This is a genomic window from Swingsia samuiensis (assembly GCF_006542355.1).
Lineage (GTDB): Bacteria > Pseudomonadota > Alphaproteobacteria > Acetobacterales > Acetobacteraceae > Gluconobacter > Gluconobacter samuiensis.
Genome location: NZ_CP038141.1, coordinates 1,750,726 through 1,776,994, shown reverse-complemented (window position 1 = coordinate 1,776,994; position 26,269 = coordinate 1,750,726). Strand labels below are relative to the sequence as shown.

23 protein-coding genes are annotated in these 26,269 nt (G+C 45.9%); 11 read left to right on the top strand and 12 right to left on the bottom strand.

Annotated elements, in window-relative coordinates; all coding sequences use genetic code 11:
* Positions 1 to 171: 171 nt before the first annotated feature.
* The 3 genes from groL to E3D00_RS08445 all read right to left on the bottom strand — a co-directional run bounded on the left by groL (position 172) and on the right by E3D00_RS08445 (position 2,482).
* A complete protein-coding gene (groL, locus tag E3D00_RS08455; RefSeq protein WP_141461677.1) occupies positions 172 to 1,812 on the bottom strand; it encodes a chaperonin GroEL in 1,641 nt (546 codons plus the stop codon).
* Positions 1,813 to 1,867: 55 nt separating this feature from the next.
* Entirely contained in the window at positions 1,868 to 2,158 is a 291-nt protein-coding gene (gene groES, locus E3D00_RS08450) for a co-chaperone GroES (RefSeq protein ID WP_062027127.1), read from the bottom strand.
* A 141-nt stretch (positions 2,159 to 2,299) separates the two neighbouring features.
* Positions 2,300 to 2,482 carry a DUF4169 family protein gene (locus E3D00_RS08445; RefSeq protein WP_141461675.1) on the bottom strand — a complete coding sequence of 61 codons (183 nt, stop codon included), beginning with the start codon at positions 2,480 to 2,482 and terminating at the stop codon, positions 2,300 to 2,302.
* Between the two features lie 41 nt (positions 2,483 to 2,523).
* Here E3D00_RS08445 and E3D00_RS08440 point away from each other — a divergent pair, with 41 nt between their 5' ends.
* Entirely contained in the window at positions 2,524 to 3,219 is a 696-nt protein-coding gene (locus E3D00_RS08440) for a dienelactone hydrolase family protein (protein WP_141461673.1), read from the top strand.
* A 53-nt stretch (positions 3,220 to 3,272) separates the two neighbouring features.
* Here E3D00_RS08440 and E3D00_RS08435 read toward each other — a convergent pair whose 3' ends face one another.
* Entirely contained in the window at positions 3,273 to 4,157 is an 885-nt protein-coding gene (locus tag E3D00_RS08435) for an S-methyl-5'-thioadenosine phosphorylase (protein WP_141461671.1), read from the bottom strand.
* A gap of 194 nt (positions 4,158 to 4,351) precedes the next feature.
* Here E3D00_RS08435 and hemF point away from each other — a divergent pair, with 194 nt between their 5' ends.
* Both hemF and E3D00_RS08425 read left to right on the top strand, forming a co-directional pair.
* Positions 4,352 to 5,269: an oxygen-dependent coproporphyrinogen oxidase gene (gene hemF / locus E3D00_RS08430; protein WP_141461669.1), complete on the top strand. Its 918-nt coding sequence runs from the start codon at positions 4,352 to 4,354 to the stop codon at positions 5,267 to 5,269.
* Positions 5,269 to 6,366 (top strand): hypothetical protein, encoded by a 1,098-nt coding sequence (locus E3D00_RS08425; protein WP_246091409.1) that lies wholly within the window; start codon positions 5,269 to 5,271, stop codon positions 6,364 to 6,366. The genes hemF and E3D00_RS08425 overlap by 1 nt, the downstream gene beginning before the upstream one ends.
* Before the next feature lie 15 nt (positions 6,367 to 6,381).
* Here the strand turns inward: E3D00_RS08425 and E3D00_RS08420 are convergent, their stop codons facing one another.
* From E3D00_RS08420 to E3D00_RS08400, 5 genes are all read right to left on the bottom strand, one after another.
* Entirely contained in the window at positions 6,382 to 6,909 is a 528-nt protein-coding gene (locus E3D00_RS08420) for a Smr/MutS family protein (protein ID WP_141461666.1), read from the bottom strand.
* 159 nt (positions 6,910 to 7,068) lie between these two features.
* A complete protein-coding gene (locus E3D00_RS08415) occupies positions 7,069 to 8,514 on the bottom strand; it encodes a cytochrome-c peroxidase (RefSeq protein WP_181442022.1) in 1,446 nt (481 codons plus the stop codon).
* 112 nt (positions 8,515 to 8,626) lie between these two features.
* The gene (locus E3D00_RS08410; protein ID WP_141461664.1) at positions 8,627 to 9,457 is read right to left on the bottom strand and encodes a DNA-methyltransferase; all 831 of its coding nucleotides are present in this window, start codon (positions 9,455 to 9,457) and stop codon (positions 8,627 to 8,629) included.
* Positions 9,454 to 10,593, bottom strand: coding sequence for a murein transglycosylase A (mltA, locus tag E3D00_RS08405; RefSeq protein WP_246091408.1), 1,140 nt, complete (start codon positions 10,591 to 10,593; stop codon positions 9,454 to 9,456). Before mltA ends, E3D00_RS08410 begins: the two co-directional genes overlap by 4 nt.
* Positions 10,594 to 10,651: 58 nt before the next feature.
* Positions 10,652 to 11,398, bottom strand: coding sequence for a Tim44/TimA family putative adaptor protein (locus E3D00_RS08400; RefSeq protein ID WP_141461661.1), 747 nt, complete (start codon positions 11,396 to 11,398; stop codon positions 10,652 to 10,654).
* Positions 11,399 to 11,576: 178 nt separating this feature from the next.
* Here E3D00_RS08400 and secB point away from each other — a divergent pair, with 178 nt between their 5' ends.
* Entirely contained in the window at positions 11,577 to 12,092 is a 516-nt protein-coding gene (gene secB, locus E3D00_RS08395) for a protein-export chaperone SecB (protein WP_141461659.1), read from the top strand.
* Between the two features lie 4 nt (positions 12,093 to 12,096).
* Here the strand turns inward: secB and E3D00_RS08390 are convergent, their stop codons facing one another.
* Complete coding sequence (locus E3D00_RS08390; protein WP_141461657.1) at positions 12,097 to 12,774, bottom strand: uroporphyrinogen-III synthase; 678 nt, start codon at positions 12,772 to 12,774, stop codon at positions 12,097 to 12,099.
* Positions 12,775 to 12,780: 6 nt separating this feature from the next.
* On the bottom strand, positions 12,781 to 13,833 hold the full coding sequence (hemC, locus tag E3D00_RS08385; RefSeq protein ID WP_141461655.1) for a hydroxymethylbilane synthase: 1,053 nt from the start codon (positions 13,831 to 13,833) through the stop codon (positions 12,781 to 12,783).
* A 71-nt stretch (positions 13,834 to 13,904) separates the two neighbouring features.
* Here hemC and tsaD point away from each other — a divergent pair, with 71 nt between their 5' ends.
* The 7 genes from tsaD (at position 13,905) to E3D00_RS08350 (ending at position 24,527) form a co-directional block, all read left to right on the top strand.
* A complete protein-coding gene (gene tsaD / locus E3D00_RS08380) occupies positions 13,905 to 14,978 on the top strand; it encodes a tRNA (adenosine(37)-N6)-threonylcarbamoyltransferase complex transferase subunit TsaD (RefSeq protein ID WP_141461653.1) in 1,074 nt (357 codons plus the stop codon).
* An 11-nt stretch (positions 14,979 to 14,989) separates the two neighbouring features.
* Positions 14,990 to 15,814 carry a 23S rRNA (adenine(2030)-N(6))-methyltransferase RlmJ gene (locus tag E3D00_RS08375; RefSeq protein ID WP_141461651.1) on the top strand — a complete coding sequence of 275 codons (825 nt, stop codon included), beginning with the start codon at positions 14,990 to 14,992 and terminating at the stop codon, positions 15,812 to 15,814.
* A 2-nt stretch (positions 15,815 to 15,816) separates the two neighbouring features.
* Positions 15,817 to 16,791, top strand: coding sequence for an NAD(P)H-dependent glycerol-3-phosphate dehydrogenase (locus E3D00_RS08370; protein ID WP_181441954.1), 975 nt, complete (start codon positions 15,817 to 15,819; stop codon positions 16,789 to 16,791).
* A 50-nt stretch (positions 16,792 to 16,841) separates the two neighbouring features.
* Positions 16,842 to 17,333 carry a glutathione peroxidase gene (locus E3D00_RS08365; RefSeq protein WP_141461647.1) on the top strand — a complete coding sequence of 164 codons (492 nt, stop codon included), beginning with the start codon at positions 16,842 to 16,844 and terminating at the stop codon, positions 17,331 to 17,333.
* A gap of 48 nt (positions 17,334 to 17,381) precedes the next feature.
* Positions 17,382 to 18,938 (top strand): murein biosynthesis integral membrane protein MurJ, encoded by a 1,557-nt coding sequence (gene murJ, locus E3D00_RS08360; protein WP_141461645.1) that lies wholly within the window; start codon positions 17,382 to 17,384, stop codon positions 18,936 to 18,938.
* A gap of 105 nt (positions 18,939 to 19,043) precedes the next feature.
* Positions 19,044 to 21,674, top strand: a complete 2,631-nt coding sequence (gene mutS / locus E3D00_RS08355) for a DNA mismatch repair protein MutS (RefSeq protein WP_141461643.1) — start codon at positions 19,044 to 19,046, stop codon at positions 21,672 to 21,674.
* Positions 21,675 to 21,677: 3 nt separating this feature from the next.
* Positions 21,678 to 24,527, top strand: coding sequence for a [protein-PII] uridylyltransferase (locus E3D00_RS08350; RefSeq protein ID WP_246091407.1), 2,850 nt, complete (start codon positions 21,678 to 21,680; stop codon positions 24,525 to 24,527).
* Here E3D00_RS08350 and E3D00_RS08345 read toward each other — a convergent pair.
* Entirely contained in the window at positions 24,496 to 26,202 is a 1,707-nt protein-coding gene (locus E3D00_RS08345; RefSeq protein ID WP_141461641.1) for a tetratricopeptide repeat protein, read from the bottom strand. The two genes, E3D00_RS08350 and E3D00_RS08345, sit on opposite strands and share 32 nt — an antisense overlap.
* Between the last annotated feature and the right edge of the window lie 67 nt (positions 26,203 to 26,269).

Below are 26,269 nucleotides of genomic sequence, written 5' to 3'. Positions count from 1 at the left end.
ATATTTTCATCACATTTTTGAGAAAGCGTTGCAAATGCAACACATCTGCTATGCTTCTTTAAATAGTTTCTACTGCAATCAACAAAAAAACCTGCTCCGTCAAACGAAGCAGGTTTCATAACCGTTAGCTGTTTCTGGACATAATGCCCAGAAACTATTGGGTACGATGGATTAGAAATCCATATCACCCATGCCGCCCATACCACCTGGAGCACCAGCTGGAGCTTTCTTTTCTGGACGTTCTGCAACCATAGCTTCTGTCGTAATCAACAGACCACCAACAGATGCCGCATCTTGCAGAGCTGTACGGACAACCTTTGTTGGATCGATGATACCATCGGCAACAAGGTCTTTATACTCACCGGTTTGAGCATCAAAACCAAAGTTATACGTGTTGTTTTCAAGAACCTTGCCAGCAATTACTGCACCATCTTCACCCGCATTTTCAGCGATCTGACGAAGAGGAGACTGAAGAGCCTTACGAACGATATCAGCACCAATACGCTGATCATCATTTGCAAAATCAAGGCCTTTTAGAACCACAGACGCACGAGCAAGAGCTGTACCACCACCAGGGACGATACCTTCTTCAACAGCGGCACGTGTTGCATGAAGAGCATCATCCACGCGGTCTTTACGTTCTTTAACTTCAACCTCTGTGCTACCACCAACGCGAATAACAGCAACACCACCTGCTAATTTAGCAAGACGTTCCTGAAGTTTTTCACGATCATAGTCAGATGTTGTTTCTTCGATCTGAGCACGGATCTGGTTGCAACGACCTTTAATATCGTCGCCATTACCAGCACCTTCTACGATCGTTGTGTTCTCTTTTTCGATATGAACTTTCTTGGCACGGCCAAGCATTTCAAGCGTTACAGATTCAAGCTTGATGCCGATATCTTCAGAGATAACTTGTCCACCGGTAAGTACAGCAATATCTTCAAGCATTGCTTTACGACGGTCACCAAAACCAGGCGCTTTAACGGCAGCAATTTTTAGTCCACCACGAAGCTTGTTTACGACCAAGGTTGCAAGAGCTTCACCATCAACATCTTCTGCGATGATCATGAGCGGACGGCCAGACTGCACAACGCTTTCAAGAAGTGGCAACATTGGCTGTAGAGAAGACAATTTCTTTTCATGGATCAGGATATAAGGATTATCCAGATCAGCTGTCATCTTCTCAGGGTTGGTTACGAAGTATGGAGAAATATAACCACGGTCGAACTGCATACCCTCAACAACGTCGAGTTCTGTATGAAGACCTTTTGCTTCCTCAACCGTGATAACGCCTTCAGAGCCAACTTTCTGCATCGCAGCAGAAATCATCTCACCGATTTCACGTTCACCATTTGAAGAAATTGTTCCAACCTGAGCAATTTCACCTGGGGAAGTGATTTTCTTGGTGTTCTTTTTAAGTTCTTCAACAACAGCTTCGACAGCCTTGTCGATCCCGCGTTTAAGATCCATTGGGTTCATGCCAGCTGCAACAGCCTTTGCACCCTCACGGATGATTGCTTGTGCAAGCACGGTTGATGTCGTTGTGCCATCACCAGCTAGATCATTGGTTTTGGAAGCAACTTCACGCACCATTTGTGCGCCCATATTTTCGAACTTATCAGCAAGCTCGATTTCTTTAGCAACAGAAACACCATCTTTTGTAATACGAGGTGCACCGAAGCTCTTATCCAAAACAACGTTACGGCCTTTTGGACCAAGCGTTACTTTTACTGCGTTGGCTAGAATATCTACACCACGCAACATACGTTCACGTGCATCTGCACCGAATTTGACGTCTTTAGCAGCCATTTGTTTAAATCCTAAATGAGGTTTCTGAAAATACTCTATTCAATGGGAGGCTGAATTAGCCAATCACACCCATGATATCGCTTTCTTTCATGATCAACAGTTCTTCACCGTCAATCTTCACCTCTGTTCCAGACCATTTACCGAAAAGAACCTTGTCACCAGCTTTTACATCAAGCGCAACAATCTGGCCTTGCTCATTACGAGCGCCAGGGCCAACAGAAACAACTTCACCTTCTGTTGGTTTGTCTTTTGCGGTGTCTGGAATAATAATGCCACCAGCTGTCTTTTCTTCGCCTGTTAGACGACGGACCACGACACGGTCGTGAAGGGGACGAAATTTCGTCATGGATCGCTCCATAAATAAGGCTGGCCCTTGTTCTAAAGCAGCTCAACCAGGTTATGCGCTCATAGTAGCAGCGCCAATTAGCACTCTCGTATAGAGAGTGCTAAATAGGTAATCATTATAATGCTTTACGTCAAGAAAAATCTAATCTTCTTCTCTGAGTCGTTTCCCATCTAAAAGGGCCTTTTTCCTTAATTTTTCCAGAGAATCAGATTGCTTTTGTGCTTTTGTACGCCCGTATAGAAGCCTGTTCGTTTCCGCCTGCTTTGCGTCCTCTAAAGACTTCCGGCGTTTACGTTCACGCCGAAGATTAATAACATCTGTCATTGTCTTGCCTTTCAGGCTCTCTACGTGATGGATATATCCTTATGAATACCAAGAAAACACAAGGGCGTCTCGTTCGCCTCACAACTGATGATGGTCATAGCTTCGATGCTTGGGAAGCTGGTTCTGCGGAGTCTCAACACTCCATTATCGTTATTCAAGAAATCTTTGGACTAACAGATCACATCAAAACAACGTGTGAAGAACTCGCGCAAGAAGGCTTCCACGTTATCGCTCCTGCCCTTTTTGACCGTGTTAAGCCGAATACCGTCTTAAATTACGACCAACACGGCATTGAAGAAGGCCTCAAATACCGCGCTCAAATTACACCAGAGCATCTTCGTAAAGATATAGCAGCTTGCTCCAAACACCTTCGCCAAGAAGACCATAACCGTAAGACAGGAATCATTGGTTTTTGCTGGGGTGGATTGATCGCTTGGCTTGAAGCGGTACAAACCCATCAAGTTAACGCAGCAGTCAGCTGGTATGGGCGTGGAATATCAGACTACGTAGAGCACGCTCCACACTGCCCTGTGCAACTTCATTTTGGCGATCAAGACCATACAATTCCTCATCTTGATATCCAAACTATTCGCCAAAAACGCCCTGAAGTAGAAGTTTTTGTATATGATAACGCAGGCCATGGTTTTGGCTGCCGCGATCGTGCAGATTTTGATAAAAACGCACGCGATCTTGCATGGAAGCGTAGTGTCGAATTCTTAAGACAAAATCTGGCTTAATACGTTAAGCCACGAGCTCTGCCTTGTTTATTTTGGCAGAGCTCTCATACCCTTTATTTCAAAACACGTCCTGCAACAGCATCTAATTTTGCGATTAAGGCAGGATCACGTTTCTCAGGTGCTGTAATTAAAGCATGATCCAACGCTCTTTCAGCAGAAAGATCTACACCACGCTTTTGTCCTAGAACCGGAATAACAGCCTTTACAAGACGGCGTGCTTTATCCGCATTGCCGCTCATCACTTTGACAACGCTTTCAACTGTTACGCTATCATGCTCTGTGTGCCAGCAGTCAAAATCCGTCACCATTGCAACGGTGGCATAATTCATTTCTGCTTCACGAGCCAGCTTGGCTTCTGGCATATTCGTCATGCCAATCACAGAGCATCCCCATGAGCGATAGAGTTCACTTTCAGCGCGTGTAGAGAACTGAGGCCCTTCCATCACAAGATACGTACCCCCGCGCGTTACCGAAATCTGTAACTTCTTTGCTTCTGCTTCCAAAACATCAAGCAATCGAGCAGAAACCGGATCTGCCATGCTCACATGCGCCACGCACCCTGTTTCAAAAAAGCTCTTCTCCCGTGCAAAGCTACGATCAATAAACTGATCCACCAGCACAAACTCTCCAGGGGGCAAATTTTCCTTTAACGATCCGACTGCCGATAATGACAGAATATCCGTAACACCTGCCCGCTTTAGAGCATCAATATTGGCACGAAAATTCAATCGTGATGGAGGGATTGGATGGCCACGGCCATGCCGAGGAAGAAAAACGCACTTTACGCCTTCAAAAACCCCAAAAAGGAGCTCATCAGAAGGATCACCCCACGGAGTTTCGACTTTACGCCATTCCTTATTTTCTAATCCATCAATATCATACAACCCTGATCCACCAACGATCCCGATGACAGGCTGAACTTCAGAATGTGCAGACATAAAAACTTATACCTTTAGATAAATGTGTATCATTCTATCAGGAACACGCAGAATGATTTTAATGCAACCCTTTGCGTAATAGACTTTAAACCAGCAGCATAAAAAAGAGCATGGCTATTCGTTGCCTTAACGATTTGCTAATAAGGTGATCTTATTTAATTCTTTTGAGTAAAGTCGACAGACGGGAGAACACGATGAGCCAAACCAGCACTGAATTTGCTGACCTTATTCGCCCCGACGTCCCACATGATACACTCAAACAAGAAGCAAAAAACTGGTTTGAATCCCTCCGAGACCGGATTTGCGCTTCTTATGAACAAATTGAAGATGAGGCTGTTAAACAGAACTCTCAAGTTCTTCACTCACGCACAGAAGCAGGGCGTTTTACCCGCACGGCATGGGAGCGGCCAGAGGGTGGTGGTGGCGTCATGTCCATCATGCGAGGACGTGTTTTTGAAAAAGTCGGAGTGAATGTTTCAACTGTTTGGGGAGAGTTTTCCCCTGAATTCCGTAAAAATATTCCCGGCGCACAAGAAGACCCCCGTTTTTTTGCTACGGGTGTCTCTTTAGTCGCCCACCCATGTAACCCCCATGTAAGTGCGGCGCACTTCAATACCCGTATGATTATAACCACTAAAGGCTGGTTTGGTGGTGGTGGTGATATTACCCCTATGTTCCCCGACAGCAAGGAAGCACAAGAAGACGCAGCTTTTTTCCATCAAAAATTTGAAGAAGCATGCTTAAATTACGATCCATCTCGTTATCCACGCTTTAAAGAATGGTGTGATAAATATTTCCACTTACATCACCGAGATGAACCCCGAGGATTAGGGGGGATTTTTTATGATCAGTTTTCAACAGACAATTTAGAAGAAGATTTTGCTTTCACGAAAGATGTTGGAACAGCCTTCTTTGAATCATACCCAAAAGTTGTCCAACGCCGCATGTTAACCCCTTGGTCTGAAGAAGATCGAGACGCCCAACTTATTAGACGTGGTAGATATGTGGAGTTTAATCTACTTCATGATAGAGGCACTTTATTCGGTCTCAAAACCGGTGGAAATACTGAGGCCATTTTAATGAGCATGCCACCTGAAGTACGTTGGCCATAATGTCTCTCTCACATCCCCTCAAGCTAAGCAGACGTCGTTTCTTACTGAGCACTGGTGCATTAGGAATGTTAGGTTCATTCCTCAATGCTCAAGCGTCGGGGTTACAAAATGCTCGCCTTTTGCTGGGAGGAACACTGAATTCAACTGCCGGACAATTTGCAAAACTCGCAGCCGTTCCTTATTCAAAATCCTTAAAGCTTCCAGACCTTATCGAAATCACCCCTGATTTAGAGCAAGATGGCATACGGGCCGCTAATCTTTTTGATGCGAATGTTCCCACGGATGAACTCTGCGCTATTGTTGCCCCCGGAAATACTCTTCTTGCTTCCCTAATAGGCGATCAACGTGTGCATTATGATTTCACACGATGGATCCCTCTTCTCACCGCTCATTCCGCAGCTATTGTCATCGTGCGTACAGATAGTCCTCACACAGGCTTACGTAGTCGATTACGAAATTTTTTTATCGACCATTCTGTTCGCCTCGCAGTTTCTCATCCAACAGGCCTCGAACTGGGAGCCCTACTAGGACTAACCCTTTTGGGTTTGCAGCCTATTGCCGTTCCGGGATATACTAAAACATCTGATGCTCTTGAGGCATTGAAGCGTAACGAAATTGATGCCTTTCAGGTTCTGCCTTATACGCTAGACACTTCATTAGAAGAGTTTTTAGCTCAGCTTCCGCCGACAGTCGCTCCCCTTTATTACTCGGGCACCTTGCCTGATACTTTTACTGACCGTATTCCCAACTTCTTAGAAGCGCATCAACAATTGCGCCACCGAACACCAGAAGGGAACTTATACGAAGCATGGCAAGCTGTTTCTGCCTGTGCCTATACAGCCCTCACTGTTGCTCTGCCGATGCTCACGCCTCATAATTTTATTGCAGATTGGGTCAAAGCATCGAGTGACGTTTTACAAAACAGCAGCATCCAACATTGGGCTGAGATGCATCACTTTGCTCTTGCTGTGGGCGATAATGCCTCCCCCTTCCTTTCCCGTGCAACGGCAAGTTTAAATGCACGCCTTGCTTTACAGCGTTGGATTTCTTTCAACAGCCCCCGGTGGAGAGATAATCAAGAAACGCGATTATTTTAAATAACTGACCCTGTTTTAGTGCTTCTTTGTTCGTAATAAAATTCTCACCGAGCCATGATTTGCAGCATGAGGATGCACTACGGCCAAAATCATGGGCCTAATCTCTTGTCTTTGTAACCACATTGGCAACTCACGACGGATTAGCCCACTCGATGGTCCGCTTCCTCTGCCTGTAACCACTTCAATACATTTCCAGTTTCTGACACGCGCACGATGTAGAAATTCCAACAGATTTTCGAAGGCTTCTTGCACCACGTATCCATGCAAATCTAACTTTGCATCAACCCGTACCTTACCGCGCGATAGTCGTCTCCAGCTTGTGTCATCTAAACCTGGAGCACGCACACCTACCCTCAACTCCTGTAACTTTGTTACTTTCTTTTCAGGCTGCCGGAAAACAACTTCAAATGACGTATCTCTTTTAGATGCGCCCTGAGACTTTAGCTTTGCAATCGAAACAACATCTTCTTTTTCAGGAGTTTTTACCATTGATGGTGATGAGCGCCGTGGAGAAGATAGCGGCTTAATATCACGCACAACCATCTCCCATAACGTTATTTCATCTTTCCTAAGCGCCCTTTTTGCCACCACCTACCTCTTAATCAAAATACCCTAAAAGCTGTACCATATTCATACTCATTATCTACCCTATAAAAAAAGCCCCGGAAGATCCGAGGCTTTTTCTTTAAATTGTATCAAGAATCAGTGAGACTGGGGCACTTTTAAAGGAGCTTCAACCTCTACATCTTTCAATGGCACGCCTTGATATTTCCCTGTAAGGGTTTTCAAGAAAGCAACGATATCTGCCACATCTTGATCTGAAATATCATGATCTGGTGTTTCATACCGAGCCATTTTACGAACAGCATCTTCCAACGTCTTTGCTGAACCATCATGGAACCATGGGCCGGTCAGCTCAACGTTTCTCAAATTAGGGATTTTAAAGCGCTGATAGTCTGAGCGATCTTTCGTGAAGGAGAAACGACCTTCGTCAGCTGGCGTCAACTTCGTATGACGATCTTCAAAATATGGACCTTCCAATCCAAGAATTTCAAATGCATCACCACCAACAGCTACGCCACTATGACAGCCTGAGCATCCAATTTGTTTAAACCGCTCATAGCCTCTTTTCTCCTGATCTGTAATCGCATTTGACTGCCCTTTCAGATACAAGTCAAAGCGACTATCAGGTGTAATCAAGGTTTTTTCATACTCGGCGATTGCATCTGTAACGGTGTTCTGAGAAATTTCGTCCTTACCGTAAACCGCTGTAAACTCGCTAACATAGTTTGGCAAAGAACGGATTTTCGTCGCAACGCCTTCCCAATCATGAGAGCCCATTTCAACAGGGTTCATCACAGGACCAGCGGCTTGAGCTTTCAGATCTTTTGCACGACCATTCCAGAACTGTTCTAGGTTAAAGGTCGAATTATAAACAGACGGCGTATTAATTGGGCCTTTCTGACCATTAATCCCCGTTGCTGTTACAAGGTTATCAACCCCACCTTTATTTAGGCCGTGACAGCTTGCACAATTCAGCTGGTCATTTCCAGAGAGGTGTTTATCAAAGAACAACTGACGGCCCAGCTCGGCTTTCTTCCAATCAACAGGCATGCTTTCTGGAATAGGCTGAATAACCTCACCACGGAACTCAGGCTTTACATCCGAGCTCGCGTAATAGCGCTCACGCTGATCTCTTACCCAAGCAAGAATATCGGCTCTTTGTTTCTCATCTAAATGTGCATGTGGATGCATCAACAAATAAGGTGTCGGCGGCATCCGATTTTGGGAAATGACCTCTTCAATACGAGATAGTTGCTCAACAGAAGGAGGAGTGCCTTGTTGGAAATCAGCAATGATTGGAGCAAAATTAAAATGCCGTTGCCCTTCAACCAAATCTTTTTTCATAATCTGGTTTGCACCAGGCAGATTAAAGTAAAAAGGTAAATCTGCATTTTTAGTATGGCAATAATCACACCGCACTTCTTGAAATGCTGCGAATGCTGCCATTGCTTTTGCATCATGCCGGGTCGAACTATTGACCGGAAGTTGGGGGGCGCCAGCATGATCGAAATGTTCCAGATAAGTGACCGTACCGCCCCAGGCCGCCACCCCCAGTACTACTAAACCGGCAATTCCCTTTGTCATCGTGCTGGTGCGCACCACATAATCTCCTTAATGAATATATCATTAAACTTGTGCAATTTTTATCACGAATATACAAAGCAATTCATTCTATAAAGTTCATAGATCAAATTTATTAATCTTCTTCCCAATCTTCTTCGGTTTGATTAATTGCCAAACGTAAGCGCTTGCGGGCTATATTAACGTAACGCGTGTCTGTATCGATCCCTATTCCGGTCAGCCCTGTTCGTTGTGCCGCTATGATACTTGTTCCTACCCCCATAAAAGGATCCAGTAAAACTCCCCCCGGCAAAACACCATGTAAACGGATACACGCTTCTGGCAGAGCGATCGGGAAGGTCCCAGGGTGACTAAATTTTTCTTTTCGGCTCCGTACTGTTTCGTAAGGAATAAACCATGTATCCCCACGGCACCGTCGGTCTATTTCATGCTGTCTTCTTGAAATATTGCTTTTATCTGTGAATGGAACACCTGCCTCCAGACGAGACACCGGTACATCTCCTCGTTTTGTTAAATGAAAAATATGCTCATGATTACGATTAACAAAACGAGATGAGTTTAAGGGTTTGAAATGGCCATATGTAATTTCACCAACAGAAATCGACTTAATCCATGTGATATGGTTTTGCAGAACAAATAAAGTTCTCAACCGCGTCATTAATTCAAACGGCAACCAAGGCTGTGCAGATGACCCAGCTATATTAAGAAAAAAAGAAGCACCGTCCTTCATCACTCTTTTTAAACTTGTGCAAACGTCCTCCATCCAATCCAAATAAGCATCTTCGGGAAGCTTATCTGAATAGGTTCTATATTCGACGCCAAGATTATAGGGAGGTGATGTCACAATAATATCGACGCTTTGTGAAGGCATACGACGCAAAACCGTCGTACAATCCCCTCGAACAAAAGTATGGTTACCTAACTTCTCCCGGCGACTACGTATCATGGAGTGCTAGCACTTGCCGGCGGTCGTGGAAGAAAAACAAACATCTGTCCGCTGGCATGAAGGTTCCCAGCAACTTCATGCGCCTGCGCTCCCCACCCCGTATAAAGATCAGATCGACCAACACCCTTGATATCTGTCCCTATATCCTGAGCAAAAACCATATGCTGCCAAGCAGTATAGGCCCCTCTCCCATTTGGTAATGTTGTTTGAACCCATAACGGCAATCCAAACGGCAAAACTTTACGGTCAATGGCCACAGAGCGCCCGGCGGTCAGATTAACCCCGAATGCTCCCTTGCTCCCTTGTTCCAGATTATCATTGGAAGCACGAAAGAAAACATAGTTCGGGTTTTTCTCCATCATGCTCATCCTCTGTTCAGGATGAGCATTCAACCACGCTCGAATATTATCCATATTCACATAAGAAGATTGCATTTTCCCTTCACGCACCAGAACACGCCCTAAAGGAACATAAGGTTGCCCGTTACGCCCATCATAACTGACGCGCATTTGACGGCCATCTGGCAGAATTAAACGGCCCGACCCTTGGATCTGTAGAAAAAACAAGTCAACCGGGTCTTTCAGCCAAGCAATTTCCAGCCCTTTTCCACTCAACACACCTTGGTCAATTTCTTCACGTGAGTAATATGGTGCAAAGCGCCCATTCACCATATGGCCACTCACAAAATGTCCGTCACTGGTTTTGCCCTGCATTAAATCTGAAGGGCGAGCATAAACAGGAACTTGATACTCCCCGAACCGCGATAAAGACGCTTGTATCTGTGGTTCATAATATCCTGTGTAAAATGCCTGTTGCGTCAAAGCATATGGCTGAAACCATGCTTGAACAAAATCCCGCCCTGCTTCTGGTTGAAGTTCCAATGCACGGCAAGCTCCTGACCAGTCCCCGGCATGACGTCCATAAGTAATAGACGTACTTCCCCCAAGAAACGTAGTGGAAGGTAAATGCTGCATTCGGTTACATTCTACACGCAACAAAGATATTACAGAGGGAATATCCTCTTGCCGCCATCCTTGAAGAGACGAAAAATCAACAGCATTCAATGTTAATGGCTGGGTTGTATTTTCTTGTGCTACACATCCACCTAAAGCGAATAATGCAGCTAAACGTATCATTTTTTTCATTATTGATCAGACTATACTCAAATGAATTAGGTCTAAAATTGTACCAATTTTATGCTGGCCTTGATGCTGCCAAACGCCAGCTGGAATCAGAGCTATCAAATTTTCTTTCAAATAACCAAAGATCATGAAACTCCGTCACAGCATCTGTTCCTTGAACTGGAACATCATCTACTGTGGTTAGTAAATTAATCTGATGGGAAGTAATACGAACTTCAATCTGACCAATCCAACCGGCCTGTTCGTCCTGTCTTAAAGACGCATCAAGAATGGCCAGACTATCGATTTTCTTGATCTCACTTTGCTGCTTTTCACCTGCTTCACGACGCTTCTCAATCGCTAATTTGAAAGCCTGCTCCGTATCAGAGGTTAAGAACTTTCCTAGAACATCCAAATCCCCTGATGCAAACGCAGGAATAACCTGACGGAAAGCTACTTCAACATTTTTCAAAAAGGCATCCGGAAGAAACGCTGTTGATGTGCGCTGCCCAAACTCAACCATCACAGCACCTACGCGTGTTGCTGCTGATGGTATTTCATATTGGGCTTGCTCGAACACTTCACTCGCAGAATCTTGCTGTGTATTCGGCAATGGTGGAGGAGCAGTCCGAGAAGAAATCGGATTCCCGAGGTTCTCTTTCAAAGGGCGTTGCTGCCGTACCCCTTGCATCCCAACTTTACGTCCCAACACCTGATAAAGACGAAAAGCCAGAGCAATTGCCAAAATAGCCAAAACAACAATATCCCAAGGAACATTGTGTATCATATTATTTACAGGATGATTTCCATCAGCAGGCATACATTATACGTTTCATAGATCGTTAAAAATAAATCCTCCTATAGATAATCCGCTCAGGAATTAATCTCAACTCCTCTGAAACATTAAGCTGCACACCTTGGCGATTATACGACATCATGCTACCGCGGAGAGATCGCAATTCTATATTCCATTTTTTGATGGGTCTGGAGATTACACTATGTCTGAGAACCTAACGAACACCACCGATCAAAATGCTCCTCCTCCCCTCCCTCTATCTGTTAACCTTCAATACACTAAAGATTTATCGTTTGAAGTACCTGCTGGAGCAGCAATTTTTGCCTCTCTACGCGCTGCACCGCACATTTCTGTCAACATTGACGTTCAAGCGAACCGCATAGAAGAGAATCAACCTGTTTTTGAGGTTGCTCTTACCCTTAAAGCTGAAGCACAAGAACCACCAGCAGAAGAAGGTGGACAGCCAGGTCGCGTTGTTTTCATTACCGAACTAACTTACGCCGCGATTGTAACACTTGGCGATGCTCCTCAAGAGCTGATTGAACCGATCCTTCTTGTAGAAGTCCCTCGCCTTCTTTTCCCATTCGCACGTGCAATTATCAGTGATGTGACACGTGATGGTGGTTTCCCTCCTGTTGTTCTTCAACCCATTGACTTTGTCGCTCTTTGGCAAGCAAAGCGTGAACAACAGTTCCCAGAAACAAAAGGCGAAGCATAATCGCTTACGAACCTTTATATGGCCCAAGCCCTTCCAAAGGTTTGGGCCATATTTTTTCTTTCCAAAGTTCTGAAGAAAGTTCCTGTGCAATCCCTTCAGACAAGCAAACGGCTCTAATATCTTTCAATTTTTCTCTATATTTTTGCTCTAAAGCCGCTTCAAAAGCCTTAGCCGTTCGACCAGAGTAGAAGCATACGGCGGCTATCTCTTCATTCAAAAATACGTTTTTTGCTTCTTCTGTTAATTCTGTATTCTGAAATACATCATAGACTTCAAGCCGTTGCGTTTTTAATTGTGCCGCAAGTTCTACCCCATAGCCTTTTCCAGAAAGCAGTAGAACCTTTTGCCCTACAATATTGTTCTGCAAGCAAAGCTGAGATAGGCTTTTGGCATCCCCACCGGCAGAATCTACGTGTAGAAAACCATATTCCCTTGCACGCTGTGCTGTTTTTTGCCCAACCGTTATTATTCTTTTTCTTTTTGACCAATTTTTAAGCGCCGGAAGGGCATTTAAGCTCGTCACCAAAACAACATCACATTCCACTTCTTCAGGTGGAAGATAGTGACGTATGACCAGCATGGGACAAGCAACAGGAACCCAACCCAACGCTCTAATCGCATTCATCGTTTCGGTTAGTCCCGGCTCAGGCCGGGTCACAATAACAAAACGACGGGACGACATTCTGTTTTAAACGCTTGTTATTTCAGCAAAAATTGCATCAGGCGTTTCTGCACGCAATTCTTTTCCCAACTCTAAACCAATACGACCGGCTTCCTTAGGAGAACCTTGTATTTCCCGGCGCAATAAGAACGTTCCGTCTTCACTCGCGACCATGCCGGTCAGCTTTAACTGATCACCTTCAATTCGAGCGTAACCACCGATCGGCGTTCGGCAAGAGCCATCTAATTCAGCAAGTAAAGCCCGCTCAGCCGTCGATACAGCGCGCGCATGAGGGTCTTCAATAGCAGATAGCAGTTCACGCAACTCTATGTCGCTTTCGCGAACAGTCACACCGACAATCCCTTGACCAGATGCTGGGATCATTTGATCTGGCTCGAGAATAATGTCTGCACGGTCTTCCATTCCCAAACGGCGTAACCCAGCCAACGCCAAAAGCGTCGCATCACACGCGCCCGCTTGCAGCTTATCCAAACGCGTTTGGACATTCCCTCTTAACAAAACAAATCGCAAATCAGGCCGCCGGCTCAACATTTGAGCCTGCCGACGAACAGAAGCACACCCCACTACTGCTCCCTCTGGCAAACAAGCGAGCGGATCATTTTCCAAAATTTCTACTTCACGGTTCCGCAAAATAATAACATCACGCGCATCTTCGCGCTTCATCGTACACGCCAGAACCAAACCGTCAGGAAGTTTAGTCTCAAGGTCTTTTAAACTATGTACGGCAAAATCGATTCGCCCTGCCAAAAGCGCTTCATGAATTTCTTTTGCAAAGAGCCCTTTCCCACCAATATCAGCCAAACGCTGAACCAGATTACGGTCTCCTTCTGTGCTAATTTGGTGTTCCTGAAACGCCCCCATATCACGCAGGACAGGGCAAAAACGCGTCAGACGCGTTAAAAAATGCCGTGTCTGTACCAAAGCAAGCGGAGAAGCTCTTGTCCCGACCTTCAGAGGAAGCGTGCGCCGTTGATGAGAAGACACATTGGACTGAGACCGACGGACAGCTTCCGCAGCTACTTTTTGAAGGGCGTCAGATAACGTAACGGAAGCATTCATAACAATACACACTATGTCCTGTTCAAAAGGGGGCTGTCCTGATGTAGGAGACTAAGCCATAATAAACAACTATGCCTTACTCCATTTCTTCACGTCCGCTCCTTGCCATTGAAAGTTCATGTGATGATACAGCGTGCGCTGTACTCGCTCACGATGGTACGATTCTGGCTGAAGGAGTGGTTTCTCAAAAAGACCACGCCATCCTTGGCGGTGTAGTTCCTGAAATTGCAGCCCGTGCTCATTTGGATGCACTTCCGCACCTTGTGCAATCAGTATTAAACAAGGCCTCCTTATCTCTTAAAGATATTGATGCATTTGCAGGAACTACCGGCCCAGGGTTAATTGGCGGCCTCATTGTTGGCAGCTCCTATGCAAAGGGCCTTGCTCTAGCTCTTAACCGACCTTTTATCGCCGTAAACCACATCGAAGGGCACGTTCTAACAGCGCGTCTACCCGCACTGAATGCCTCCTTACAGTTCCCATATTTGACCCTCCTTGTCTCTGGAGGGCATTGCCAATGTGTAAGCGTTGAAGAAACAGGTAAATATATTCGTCTTGGTGGCACAATTGACGATGCTGCGGGTGAAGCGTTTGATAAAGTTGCAAAAATGTTGGGCTTAGGGTGGCCTGGAGGACCCGCATTGGAAAAACTCGCAAGCGAAGGGCGAGACGATGCTTTCACTTTACCGCGTCCACTTAAAGGACGTGAGGGATGTGATTTTTCTTTTTCAGGGTTAAAAACCGCTGTGAACCGCCTCATTGAACCTTTGGGTAAAGGGGCATTACCGCGCCAGATTGCGGCCGATATTGCCGCATCTTTTCAACGCGCTGTTGCTGATGTTTTAGCTGATCGTGCAGAGCATGCTTTAGCAATGGCTCCGCATTCCACCGCACTTGTTGTCGCAGGCGGGGTTGCTGCTAATAAAACGCTTCGCGCTGCACTCGAAAAAGTAGCTTCTGCACATAATATCCCTTTTATTGCTCCTCCTTTACGCCTTTGTACCGACAATGCCGTCATGATTGGATGGGCAGCTCTTGAACGTCTTCACGCTGGAGAGGAACCGAATGAAATTGAAACAGCGCCCCGCCCACGCTGGCCCCTCAATGAACGCACCCCTCCAAATGCTACTCAACAACAAAAGTAAGTTTTGATCCTGTGAATTACCGCCACATCTATCACGCCGGCAATTTTGCGGATTGTGTAAAACACGCCATTGTCCTTTCAATTTTACATTCTCTCAAACGCAAACAAACCGGGTTCAGCGTTTTAGATACTCATGCGGGGCGTGGAAAATATGACCTATCCTCCCTTGAGGCCGAAAAGACGGGTGAGTGGGAAAGTGGGATTGGTCTTGCCCAAAATTCAACCGCTGAAGCTTTGCAGGATTACCTTTCGACAATCCATTATCTAGGCCTTTACCCTGGGTCGCCTGCTCTCATACGTTATCTGCTGCGCCCTCAGGATCAACTCATCGCGTGTGAACTTCACCCAGAGGATGTCAAACCATTACGACGCCTTTTCCGATCAGACCCACAAGTTGCCGTCCATCATCGAGATGGATATGAAGCTTTACGTGCGCTTTTACCTCCCAAAGAGTTCAAACGTGGATTCATTCTCATTGATCCACCCTTTGAAAAGCCTGATGATTTTTCAAAATGCGTAGAGGCTATTGCTTTTACACGGACACATTTCAGAGCAGGTATTATTGCTGTGTGGTTTCCAATCAAACACCGCACTCCCATCCGTCAATTTTACCAAGCCTTAAAAGATGCCGCTATTCAGGACATTATCTCCTGTGAATTTCTACTCAGACCCGCTTTGGATCCAAGCCGTTTAAATGGATGTGGTATGCTTCTCGTCAATGCACCATATGGGACACAACAGAATATCATGGCCATTTTTGAGGCCTTAAAACAAGCACTCACAACCGAAAATACACCTGACATCCAATATTCTATTGAACGCATTACCGAGGAATAATTATGAACCAGCGTCATATCGCAATCATTGGGGCTGGAGCATGGGGTACAGCACTGGCCTGTGCAACAGCTCGCATAAAAGCAACACGCGTAACTTTGTGGATGCGCCACCCCGTTGCACCAAATGTGCGACAACTTCCTCGCTTACCTGGAATTACGTTACCAGAAAATGTTACCACAACAGGAGAATTCCCTGCTGAAGCAGATTGTGTTCTGCTGGTTGTTCCGGTTCAAACTGTTCGGGATGTTTCTACACTTTTGGAAAAAACGCTCAATCCCGGCATCCCTGTCATTATATGTTGTAAGGGGCTAGAGCAGAAAACTTCCCTTTTGCCTTTATCTATCCTCGCTGAAACTATGCCCAATCGCCCGACAGCGGTTCTTTCTGGGCCTAACTTTGCAATTGAGGTTGCGCAAAACCTTCCTGCAGCGGCAACATTAGCCAGCGCAGACTTCGACTTAGCTAAATCGCTCTCTCATCAATTAAATACATCCTTTTTCCGCATTTATGCCAGTGCTGACGTCATCGGAGTCCAACTCGCAGGAGCAGCTAAGAACGTTATTGCCATTGGTGCAGGTGTGACGATGGGGGCTAATATGGGAGAAAATGCTCGCGCTGCGTTAATGACGCGCGCCTTAGCTGAGTTAAGCCGCCTTGCCGAAGCAAATGGTGGCCGTGCCTCCACACTCGCAGGTCTTTCCGGAATGGGAGATCTTATCCTTACGTGTACCGGAGCAGGCTCCAGAAACTACAGCCTTGGGCTGGAACTCGGACAAGGCAAATCTCTTCAGGAAATTTTAGCCTCCCGGACGACAGTAGCAGAGGGCGTCTTAACAGCTCCTGCCTTATTACAACGAGCACAGGAACAACATGTCCGCACCCCAATTATTGAAACCGTTACACGTTTCTTATCTGAAGAGATTACCTTAGATGAAGCTCGAACGCGCCTGTTGGAACGTCCGCCTACTATTGAATAATAACAGATCCAACCCTTTATAGTGATTGTCGAATTAGGGGAGACAAGCAAATGCCAAAAACCATTTATGACTTCAAACTAAACAGCTTGTCTGGAGAGACCATCGACCTTTCCTCTTTTCGAGGCCGCCCAATCATGATTGTTAATACGGCGTCCAAATGTGGTTTTACCCCTCAATACGAAGATTTACAGCATCTATGGTCGCGCTACGGCGCTGAGGATGAGAACGGGTTGGTCATATTAGGCGTCCCTTCGAATGATTTTGGAGAGCAAGAATTCACTTCTGGCAAAGAGATCCAAGGTTTTTGCACACGCAATTATGGTGTTTCCTTTCCAATGGCTGAAAAATCTCCTGTAAAAGGCAAACAAGCAATCCCTCTCTTCAAATGGCTCCAACAGGAAGGAGGTTTTCTATCTCAGCCACGTTGGAATTTTTATAAATATCTCATTAACCGTGACGGAAAACTTGTTCGTTGGTTTTCCCCTCTGACGAAACCTGCTTCCTCACGCGTTGAAGAAGTTATTCACCGCGTTTTAGAATAATTTATTATAAATATGTTCCTAACGGTCAGAATAACGTAAAAGCGTTTTATGCTTCGTAACTTCTTGACCGTTGGCAGCTGGACCATGCTTTCGCGTGTTCTCGGCCTCATACGTGACCAGCTTTTAGCCATTTTTTTGGGAGCTGGCCCCCTTCAGGATGCCTATTTAACGGCATTACGCTTACCAAACATGTTTCGTCGTCTCTTTGGCGAGGGGGCTTTTAACGCAGCCTTCGTCCCTATGTTTACGGCAAAATATGAAAAAGAGGGGCAAGCAGCAGCCCTTCAGTTTGCAGGGCAAGCACTGTCAGCTCTTGTCGCTTGGCTCGTGGTTCTAACCGTCTTGGCTGAAATCTTTATGCCAAGTATTATCCACGTCATTGCATGGGGATATACAGGCTTTCGCTTTACCGAAGCTGTCGCTCTTACACGCATTACATTTCCCTATATGGTACTGATCTGTGCGGCCGCCTTAGTTTCTGGCGTCCTTAACGGAAGAGGAAAGTTTGGAGCGGCCTCTGCTGCCTACGTTACCTTCAATATTATTGGTATTGTTGCTATTTTAGCGGGTGCTTATCTTTGGCATAATACTGCCGTTTCCAGTGCTTGGGGAGTAACCATATCAGGGTTTGTGCAATTAGGTGCCCTTTATTGGGCTGCTCATCGCCTAGGAATCGCCCCTCACTTAGTTCGGCCTTCTTTCTCCAAAGACATTAAAGCACTGCTTCGGCGTATGGGCCCCGGGCTTGTTGGATCTGGCGTGACGCAACTCAACCTTACAATTGATGGTATCATTGCTTCTCAACTACCAGCAGGTGCACCTTCCCTCCTTTATTTTGCTGATCGTATCAACCAACTACCTTTAGGGGTTTTAGGGTCCGCAGCAGGTACCGCTTTATTACCACTCCTCACCAAACATATCGCAAACAATGACCGGGAATCTGTTCATACAAGCCTAAATCGTGCCATTGATTATACGCTCCTACTAACGCTGCCTGCCATGATGGGCTTGATTTCCCTTGCTCCTTATATCATGGCGGCTTTGTTCAGGTTTGGGCATTTTACAACAGAAGACGCTATTCTGTCTGGACAATCTCTCCAAGCTTACGCACTCGGGCTCCCTGCTTTCATTCTTATCAAAGTTCTATCTCCCGGATTCTTTGCTTCAGGGGACACCGCAACACCTGTTCGTATTGGCTTCTTTACCTTAGGGCTAAACCTTGTCCTTAATCTTTTACTTTACCGTCCTTTAGCCCATATAGGCCCGCCTCTTGCCAGCACATTAGCTGCTTTTGTCAATGTTGGAATATTAGCCATTATCCTTCATCGTCGAGGAATGTTTAGTCTCGACCCCAAGCTCCGCAACCGCTCCTTATGCATCTTGGGCGCCTCTCTTCTCATGGCGTTATGGATTGTAGCGGCTCGTAAATTTCTTATGCCCAATCTGTTAATGTGGCATGGATTGGAACGGTTTATCGGCGTCATGTCTCTTATATCTTTTGGTGGCCTCGTTTACGTTATTGCTCTTGATCGGCTTAAGATTATTAAGATCCGAGATGTCAAAGCAGCGTTGCAAAGACGCATCGCACGAAAAAGATCAGGCTAAGAACTCTTTTCTGCTGGTTCACAGATCAGCAGAAAAAATGTATTTTGCTTTACCTTGTTTTTTATCCCTTTTTTCGCTTTTGGAGTGTAAGCCATCGGCACATTTATGCCTCTGCCATCTGCTGAAAATGCTTCTCCTGCCATGGCGCAGTGGTTTGAACTAAAGCATCAAGAACCCGATGCTTTACTTTTCTTCCGCATGGGAGATTTTTACGAGTTATTCTTTGCAGATGCTCAGGCAGCGGCAATGGCTCTTGATATCGCCCTGACGAGCCGAGGCTCTCATAATGGAGAGCCTATCCCCATGTGTGGGGTTCCATATGCAGCGGCGCCGGCTTATTTATCACGCTTAATTCGCAGAGGGTTTCGTGTTGCCGTGGCAGAGCAAACACAATCTCCTCAAAAAGGACAAAAAGGGCCTTTACCACGCGCTATCGTTCGCGTTGTCACTCCTGGAACCTTAACGGAAGATGAACTTTTAGAAGCCGGGCAAGCGAACCTTCTGCTTGCTATTGCACTCGGCACAAATAAACGTTCAAAAACGATCGGCGCAGCGTGGATCGATATTTCCACAGGTTCATTTGAAACAACATCTATTGAAAAAACATCTCTTCCTGAACTGATCGCACGGCTAGACCCCGCAGAAATTCTTTCTGATCCCCCTCTTATTCCACCCGATTTTTCACTCCGTCTTGCTCCCGTCGCGTCTATTCCATCCCTCGATAGTGCACGAACCCTGATTGCTCGGGCTTATGATGTAGCGCAGATTGATGCTCTAGGAGATTTTTCGGAGGAACAGGCCATCGCATGTGCGATGGCTCTCAATTACATTCAACGCAGCCAAGCAGGTGCACTACCACGCCTTTCACGCCCTATTCCTCAGGGCATAAGCGGCATTCTCGGTATTGATCCTGCAACACGTGCAAGTTTAGACCTTTTAAAAACACGCGATGGTGATACAAAATATAGCTTACTCAACGCCGTTTCACGTACGGTGACAGCTGCCGGGTCTCGCTTACTCGCTCAATGGATTGCAGCTCCCTTAACAAATGCAGCCCTAATTACAGACCGCCAACACGCTTGGCTTTGGCTCAATAAATCACCTGATTTAATTCATTCTTTAAGCCAGATCCTAAAGAAAACACCCGATCCAGCGCGCGCGCTTGGCCGCTTATCCTCCAACCGTGGACAGCCGCGTGATCTCGCTACTATTCGAGATACTTTAATTGCCGCAGATCATTTTACCGATTTCCTCAAACCATTATGCAATGACGAAGCGCCCCCTCTTATACAGACCTTAACAACTGGTCTTTATCAACGCGCAGAAACTCTTTTAACCAAACTGAAAACCGCTCTTGCAGAGAATTTACCTGCGCGTATTGAAGATGGTGGGTTCATTGCAACGGGCTTTCATAAAGAGCTGGACCACTTTCGAACCCTGCGAGATGAAAGCCGACGAATTGTCGCTGCAATGCAAAGCCAGCTTTCAGAAAAATATGGAATCACTACCCTCAAAATCCGCCATCACTCCCAACTCGGCTATGTTATTGAAACACCTGCAGCCGCTGGAAAAAAACTAAAAGACAGACCTGAGCTCTCTTTCCGCCAAGGCACCGCTAATTTAGCGCGTTTTTCAACGGAAGAACTTGCCGAACTTGATCGATCTATTCTTGAAGCTGCTGATAAGGCATCTGCTCTTGAACGGCAGATCTTTAACGAACTGTCTCAAGACATTCTCAACACACCAGAGCTGGATGAAATTGCTGAAATGCTTGCGTTGCTGGATGTCTTATCCTCATGCGCAATTTTATCTGAAAATGATGAGTGGACTTGTCCCACAGTTACAGAGGGAACAGAATTTTCTTTAAAAGCGTGTCGCCATCCCGTTGTAGAGGCAGCACTTCTCGAAAGTGGAAGCGCGGATGCCCGCTTCATCCCCAATGACTGCAACCTTCAAGCTGACCAGCGTGTCATGCTTCTTACAGGCCCCAACATGGCTGGAAAATCAACTTTCCTGCGCCAAAATGCTCTTGCCGTGATTTTGGCACAAGCGGGGCTTCCTGTTCCGGCAAAAAGTGCACAGATTGGGGTCGTTGACCGTCTTTTCTCACGTGTCGGCGGTGCGGATGACCTTGCTCGCGGCAGGTCCACCTTTATGGTTGAAATGACAGAAACGGCCGCAATCCTCAATCAAGCGGGGCCAAAATCTCTTGTCGTTGTGGATGAAATTGGTCGTGGCACTGCTACTCTTGATGGCTTATCGATCGCTTGGGCTACTTTAGAAGCACTTCATACGCAACTGGGCTCACGTACTATTTTTGCTACTCATTTTCATGAATTAGGAGCATTAACAGAATTTTTACCCCGCCTTGCTCCGTATACCATGGCCGTTAAGGAATGGCGGGGCGAAGTTATATTTCAACATGAAGTTAAACCAGGTTCTGCTCGAAAAAGCTGGGGATTACATGTTGCGAAACTAGCTGGAATTCCGCAGAGTGTTATTACACGTGCCTCTCGTTTATTAGCATCTCTCGAAAAAGAACAGGTTCAGGCACGTTCTTCCCTCCCTCTTTTTGAAGACACGTTGCCCGACCAGCGTGATGAACACATTCCTTCAGTACCGCCTAATCATTCTAACATTTTAGAACTTATATCTTCTCTAAATCCTGATGAACTCTCCCCTAAAGAGGCTCTCGAAAAATTATATCTCATTAAACGCTTAGAAATAGGAGAATAGGGCTTGAAAAAAACTTTTTATTGGAGCGACAATCATTCAACATCTTTGCCTGATTCTCTTCATAATTCTGCCCCGCGTTCAAATGCTATGATACAATCTTTGCATACTTTACTTTATGATGACGTTGAGAAAAAACCTGCACCACGGGAAGAAATTCTTAATGTTCTGCGCCGTTTTTTGGGAAATGGCCGCGCCGATATTCGGCGGGATTTTGAAGAACGACGTTTATCAGGGATAGAAGCAGCGCACGCGCTGGCAACGCAAGCAGATAGTGTTGTCGCAACACTGGCCAAACTCTCTGAACTGTATAACCCCACATCTGATGAAGCTTTCTGCCTATGTGCAACAGGAGGCTATGGAGCCGGCCTTCTCGCTCCGTTTAGTGATATTGATATTCTATTTTTAACTGCAGAAGAGCCCAGCAAAGCGATTACGTCCCGTATTGAGTTCATTCTGTATGCCTTATGGGATTTAGGCCTTCGCGTGGGCCATGCCACACGTTCTGTTCAAGGAAGCGTAAAAGACGCCGCTACCGACCTCACAATCCAAACAGCCCTTTTGGATTTACGTCCCCTCTATGGTGATTTTACACTTGCCCAACAATTGCGGGAAAGCCTGAGTATTGCTCTTCAAAACGATAATTTATCAAAATTTCTTCAAGACCAAATAAATGAGCGTTTCAACCGTCATGCCCGCTTTGGAGACAATCCCTACGTCGTAGAACCAAACATTAAAGAAGGACGGGGCAGCTTACGGGATCTACAAACCCTTAACTGGATCGGACGCGCCGCTCTAGGGTGCCCAATTACCTTTCAACCCGGCCCTCTTGAAGAAGCCCCTCCTTTAATTCCTACTCCGGCTTTTGCTTCCTTTGGGTTTATCACCTCACGCGAAGCCCATCGTGCTCTTCGGGCGTGGGAATTTTTATGGACGGTTCGCTTACATCTTCACTACATTACGGGAAGAGGAGAAGAGCGGCTCACGTTTGACGTTCAACCCGTTATTGGCGGGCGCATGGGTTATGCCACACACGGGCGCCAACGGGGTGTTGAGCGTTTCATGCGTCATTATTTTTTGACCGCCCGGGATGTCATGCGGCTTACGCATGTGCTTCAACCTACCATTATAATGGGCTTTCAAGAACAACATGGTGAAATGTCTTCAGATGTTATGCCAGGGCCTAAAAACTTCTGTCGTATCGCCAATTATATATGCCCCCCTACTCCAAACACATTCGAGCATAATCCACGTGATATGTTCCGAATGTTAGACTGTGCGCGCAAAAACAATTTAAAATTACACCCCTTAGCCATTCAACAACTCATCAGAAACGCACGTTATGCCATTGAATTACGTGACGACCCTGAAACATCAGAAATTTTTCTTAACCTCTTATGTGAGCCCAGCGCCGACACAACAAAAGCAATCCCCTTTTGGCTGCCGATTCTGAATGAAACAGACCTGCTTGGACGTCTCTTACCAGACTGGTCTAAAATCGTGGGACAAATGCAATTTGATAGCTACCACATCTATACCGTTGATGAGCATACGGTCGAAGCTGTGCGTATCATGGGGCAAATTGAAGCCGGACACATGGCTGATGAAATTCCATTTGCATATACGATTGCCAAAGGCCTTCACTCACGACGGGTTTTATATGTTGCAACCCTGCTCCACGACATTGCAAAAGGCCGAGGCGGTGATCACTCTGAAATAGGGGCTGACCTCGCTTTAACTATTTGCCCCCAATTAGGGCTTGATCCTGAAGAAACAGACACCGTTTCGTGGCTTATTTTACACCATCTTCTGCTTTCTCAAACAGCATTTACACGGGACATTGATGATCCACGGACGATCTTAGATCTAGCCGATACAATCCAGTCCCCTGAACGCCTCCGCCTTCTTCTGCTGCTCACCATTGCGGATATGCGTGCTGTAAGCCCCAAAGTCTGGAATGCTTGGAAAGCAACTCTTTTAAAAGAGCTCTTCTCTCGTGTAGCAGAAGTTCTGGAAGGTGGCCTTGCCGCAACAGAACAAGATGGACGTGTCGCCCATGCCCGTGAATTAGCACGGGACGGCCTTGCTTCCCTTCTTCCTGAAGAAACTATTTCACGTTTTCTAGCCCTAGGTTATCCCGGGTATTGGTTAGGGTTCGATACAGATACCCATATGCGCCATGCCCACATGATCCATAAAGCACAAGAAGATAATTCGGATATTCGTGTTGAAGCATATTCCATTCTAGACCGCGGCGTAACCGAGTTAACTGTTTTATGCCAAGACCATTCTGGCCTCTTCGCCCAAATCGCAGGCGCACTGGCGATTGCTGGGGTGTCTATTGTCGATGCACGTATTCACACATTAAGCAACGGCATGGCGTTGGATACCTTTTGGATTCAAGACAGGGATGGTCAATCCTTCGAAGATCCTCACCATGTAGAACGTCTCAAAAACTTGGTTGAACAGGCTTTGCTCAACACGATTGATCTTAAAAAAGAAATTTCTGAAACACGCCATAAAGGAACATCCCGCCGCTTACGAGCCATTCATGTTCCACCTCGGGTTGTTATTGATAATACAGCATCAGATCGCTTTACCGTGGTCGAAATCAATGGGCGCGACCGCCCAGGTCTGCTTCATGATGTAACCACCTCACTCAGTGAGCAATCACTCCAAATCTCATCTGCTCATATTACAACTTACGGTATGCGCGCTGTGGATGTTTTCTATGTATCTGATCACATAGGAATGAAAATTATTGATACCGCACGGTTGAATAAAATAAAAAAAGTTCTCTTAAACTCCCTCACACCTCAAACACTCACAAATGATGAGCATTTAGCTGTTCTCTAAGTTCTTTCTTTACTTTTGCAATAACGGATTTCCAGCCTTCATAAGGGCTTTGAGATCCATCTGGGCGAAATTGTTTAACATTTTGATACCATTCAATATTTTTCCAACGCCAGTCTCCTCCAAATCGGTTTAACAGCCATAGGGGGCGGCCTTGTGCTCCCGCCATATGTGCAACAAGCGTATCAACGCTTATCACCAACGAGCACTTCGCGACAGCGACGGCAAGGTCTGTAATTGTTTCAAAAGAGGAGATTTTGTGCATCCAGTCTGGGTGTTCGCCCGGTTGTAGAGCAACAAAATCAACATCGGATGCAAGCTCTTTAAACGGCTCAAACAACTCAACAGGAATAGAACGACGCCGATCAAATTGATACGATGCGTTTCCCGACCAACACAGCCCAATACGCCGATGATCAGGCTCTATATTCATCATCACATAAGGAGTGGATGAAGGCGCTTCTTTTTCATTTAAAATATAAGGCAGGCTTAATAAACTCACCTCAGATTTTGCTCGACCTGTTTTTCCAATTACAACACGCGCCTTCTCCAAATCTGGCATGTAATCTGTTAGTGATGCTGCTGGAAAATCTAATTCTAATGGGCGTTTCTTTGAAGCACTCTTCAGAAAACGTAAAAACTGAAGGCTATCTCCGAGGCCTTGCTCCGCCGTCACGAGAACAGGTGTCTCGCCTTGATCCCCTTTCCAGACAGGTAGTGCAGGCTGATAGCCTAATAAGGAATGTCTACTCTCAAAATTAACCCAGCCTTTTTCAAACTCACCTTTCCCTAATAAGAGGGTTGCCAAGTTAAAACGGGCTTGATTTCCATCATATCCGGTCGTCTCTTTAACGATGCACTCAAAGAGATCTTGAGCCTTTTCCTCATCTCCTAGCTCCATTAAAGCCGTACCTAAACTGTTTGCAATACGGGCATCATGAGGTCTTAAGGTCAGAGCCTTAATTAAACTTTGCTTGGCTGCCGACAAATCACCTAAAGCCATCTGTACCAAGCCAAGATTATTATAGGTTTCTGCTGTTTTTGCCCCTAATTTTTCGGCTTTCCCCAAGACTTCTTGAGCTTTTTCAAATTGGCGGTCAGAGAAAAGAGCGGCACCAAGGTTCGCCCATGCAGCACCATCATTGGCGCCACTGCGAACAGCCTCCTCAAAATAGCGAATACTCTGTTTCAGCAAGCCATCTTCAAGGGATAACTGTCCTAATTGCGTCAAATATATCTGATCGTGAGACGCAAGATCAGCAGCAACCTGCAATGAAGCCATCGCTTCATCACGACGATTTAACACCAACAATGCTTGAGCCAATGCGGCATGAGCACGGTGGTCTGCCGGTTGTAATACGGTTGCAACAGATAAGGCGGCACGGGCAGGTTCGACATGCCCCTCTTCCAACAAAGCGGCTCCTAGTGTGATGTGCATACGAGCACGCCGTGATGGGGAGACTTCTGCGGCATTCTTTAAAGCCAAACCCATCAAGGCAATGGCTGTAGCGTTCTGCCCCTTATGACGGGCCACACACGCCATCCCGTGTAAGGCATCTGGCTGCCGAGGGTCTGTTTTTAAAAGCGAGCGAAACCGTTCTTCTGCATCAAGGGTTCGTCCCTGCTCTAAATAATCAAAGGCAATTTTGGTTGGGTCAAAAGAATAATTATTCGTCATTTTAAAATCACATAATTTAATTCAAATGTTAACATATTATTCATCTTTGCAACCTACTTTCATATTC